The 2,426-nt window shown below is 65.3% G+C and carries 4 protein-coding genes; all 4 read right to left on the reverse strand.

The genetic code is table 11. The features are described from left to right. On the reverse strand, positions 1 to 97 hold a 97-nt coding region (locus VDP82_RS17005; RefSeq protein ID WP_323016017.1), incomplete at its 3' end, for a NifU N-terminal domain-containing protein. A gap of 94 nt (positions 98 to 191) precedes the next feature. Further along, on the reverse strand, positions 192 to 662 hold the full coding sequence (locus VDP82_RS17010) for a universal stress protein (RefSeq protein WP_323016014.1): 471 nt from the start codon (positions 660 to 662) through the stop codon (positions 192 to 194). Between the two features lie 22 nt (positions 663 to 684). Continuing rightward, positions 685 to 1,716 carry a tryptophan--tRNA ligase gene (gene trpS, locus VDP82_RS17015; protein ID WP_323016015.1) on the reverse strand — a complete coding sequence of 344 codons (1,032 nt, stop codon included), beginning with the start codon at positions 1,714 to 1,716 and terminating at the stop codon, positions 685 to 687. A gap of 64 nt (positions 1,717 to 1,780) precedes the next feature. Beyond that, the coding region (gene murJ, locus VDP82_RS17020) for a murein biosynthesis integral membrane protein MurJ (RefSeq protein ID WP_323016016.1) at positions 1,781 to 2,426 on the reverse strand (646 nt) is incomplete at its 5' end.

Genomic DNA, 2,426 nt, shown 5'->3' on the forward strand with positions numbered 1-2,426 from the left:
GGCTGCGGAAATCGCGCGGCTCGCCCACCAGCACATCGCGCCCCGGCAGGAATTTCAGGGTCGCGGGATTGGGCGTGGCTTCGGTCTGGATGAACATCTTCGCGCCTGGGTTTACGATTAGAACGCTTCTAAAATAGTCTTTTGTCCTGGGGATGCAAGGGCAAAAGCGGCATGGCTGCTTCCCGTTCCCGTCAGCAGATGGCGATGATTTCCTCGTCGGTCATGCGGCCCGGCACAATGGTAAGGGGAATGGGCAGGGCATTGGCCCGGCTGGCGAAGTGGGTCACCAGCGGTCCCGGCCCCTCGGTGCCGGTGGAGGCGGCCAGCACGAGAATGGCAATGTCGCGGTCCTGGGCGATGAGGCGCTCGATTTCCTCGGGGGGATCGCCCTCGCGGATCACCGATTCGCTGCGCACGCCGCCGATGTCGCGGATGCGGGCGAGGCGGATGTCGAGATTGCGCTCGGCCTGTTCGGCCGCCTCGGCCCGCAGCACATCCTCCACGCCCAGGCCGATGAATTCGGGCTTGGCGATGATGCTCAAAAGTACCACCGTGCCGCCGGTGCGCTTGACGCGGAAGGCGGCGAAAGTCAGCGCCCGGTCGCATTCCTCGGTCTCGTCGATGAGGACGAGGAATTTGCGCTTATATTCGGTATCGTACATGGCGCCTCCCGATTGGCTGGCTTCAGCGGATGAACCCGACGATGGAGCGCACCTGGTTCATGGTGCGCTCGGCAATGGCGCCGGCGCGTTCGGCGCCGTCGCGCAAAATGGCGTCGATCGTGGTGGTGTCGGCCACCAGGCGCCGCATCTCATCGGCCATGGGCGCCAGTTGCTGCACGGCGAGATCCGCCAGCGCCGGCTTGAAGACGCCCCAGCCCTTGCCGCCGAATTCGGCCAGGACCTCGGCCTTGCTCCGGTCGGCCAGCGCCGCATAGATGCCCACCAGATTATCGGCCTCGGGGCGGCCGGACAGGCCCTCCAGGGTTTCGGGCAGCGGCTCGGGATCGGTGGTGGCGCGCTTGATCTTTTTGGCGATGGCGTCGGCATCGTCGAGCAGGGAAATGCGCGACTGGTCGGAGGGGTCGGACTTGCTCATCTTCCGCGTGCCATCGCGCAGGCTCATGATGCGGGTGGCCGGGCCGGCGATCAGCGGCTCGGTGATGGGGAAGAATTCGGCGTCCAATCCCTGGGCGGCAATGGAGGCTGCATAGTCGTTGTTGAACTTGGCCGCGATGTCGCGGGTCAGCTCCAGATGCTGCTTCTGATCGTCCCCCACCGGCACCTGCGTGGCCTTGTAGAGCAGGATGTCGGCCGCCATCAGCGAGGGATAGGCGAGCAGGCCCAGCGAGACATTTTCCGAATTCTTGCCCGCCTTGTCCTTGAACTGGGTCATCCGGTACATCCAGCCGATCCGGGCGATGCAATTGAACACCCAGGCCAGCTCGGCATGCTGGACGACCTGGCTCTGGTTGAAGACGATCGCCTTTTTGGGGTCGATGCCGGCCGCGATATAGGCAGCGGCCACCTCGCGCGTCGCCCGGCGCAGGTCCTCGGGCTCCTGCCAGACGGTGATGGCATGCATGTCCACCACGCAATAAATGGTCTCATGCGTGTGCTGGAGGGGCACGAAACGGCGGATGGCGCCGAGATAATTGCCCAGATGCAGATCGCCCGATGGCTGGATGCCGGAGAAGACGCGGGGAGTGAACGACATGGAGAACCCTGTAACAGATATCTTGCGAACACTTATATCCGATGGCGGATAAAGTCATCCCGGCCTAGCGCCGGCGCCGCAATTGCGAAAAGAGCTGGCCCAGGGGCTGCACGCGGCTGACATGGACGAGGGTGAAGTAAAGCACCAGCCCGAACCCCACCAGCACCGCCAGCACGCCGGCCTGCTGCCAGAAGGGGGCGGAGGAGGCGAGATAGGCCCGGCCCTGGTCGGCCAGCAGGTAAAGGCTGGCGCCCATGATGGCGCTGATGAAGAGGATCAGCCCGTGGCGCCGCCATTCGGCGCCGGAGAGGGCAAAGTGGCCGCGCCGGGCCAGGAACAGCGCCAGCAGCACGGCATTGAGCCAGGAGGAGGCGGCGGTGGCGATGGCGATGCCGATATGGACGAGGCTGGGAAAGAGCAGCAGCGACAGCACGATATTGGCCAGCACCGAAATGCCGGCGAAAATGGTGGGCGTGACGGTATCCTCGCGGGCGAAAAAGCCCGGCTGCAAGACGCGGATCAGCACATAGGCGGGCAGGCCGGTGGAAAAGGCGATGAGCGCATGCGCCGTCTGCGCGGTGGCCAAGGCGTCGAAGGCGCCGCGCTCGAACAGCACCCGCACGATGGGCTCGGCCATGGCGATGAGGGCCGCCGCCGCCGGCATGGACAGCAGCATGGCCGCCAGCAGCGACTGGTTCTGCGTGGCATGG

It is taken from the genome of Devosia sp. (genome assembly GCF_034675085.1).
Lineage (GTDB): Bacteria > Pseudomonadota > Alphaproteobacteria > Rhizobiales > Devosiaceae > Devosia.

Excerpts from the sequence above, each read along its gene's own strand:
- VDP82_RS17010 (WP_323016014.1), bottom strand. The coding sequence starts at position 662 with ATGTACGATACCGAATATAAGCGCAAATTCCTCGTCCTCATCGACGAG.
- trpS (WP_323016015.1), bottom strand. The coding sequence starts at position 1,716 with ATGTCGTTCACTCCCCGCGTCTTCTCCGGCATCCAGCCATCGGGCGAT.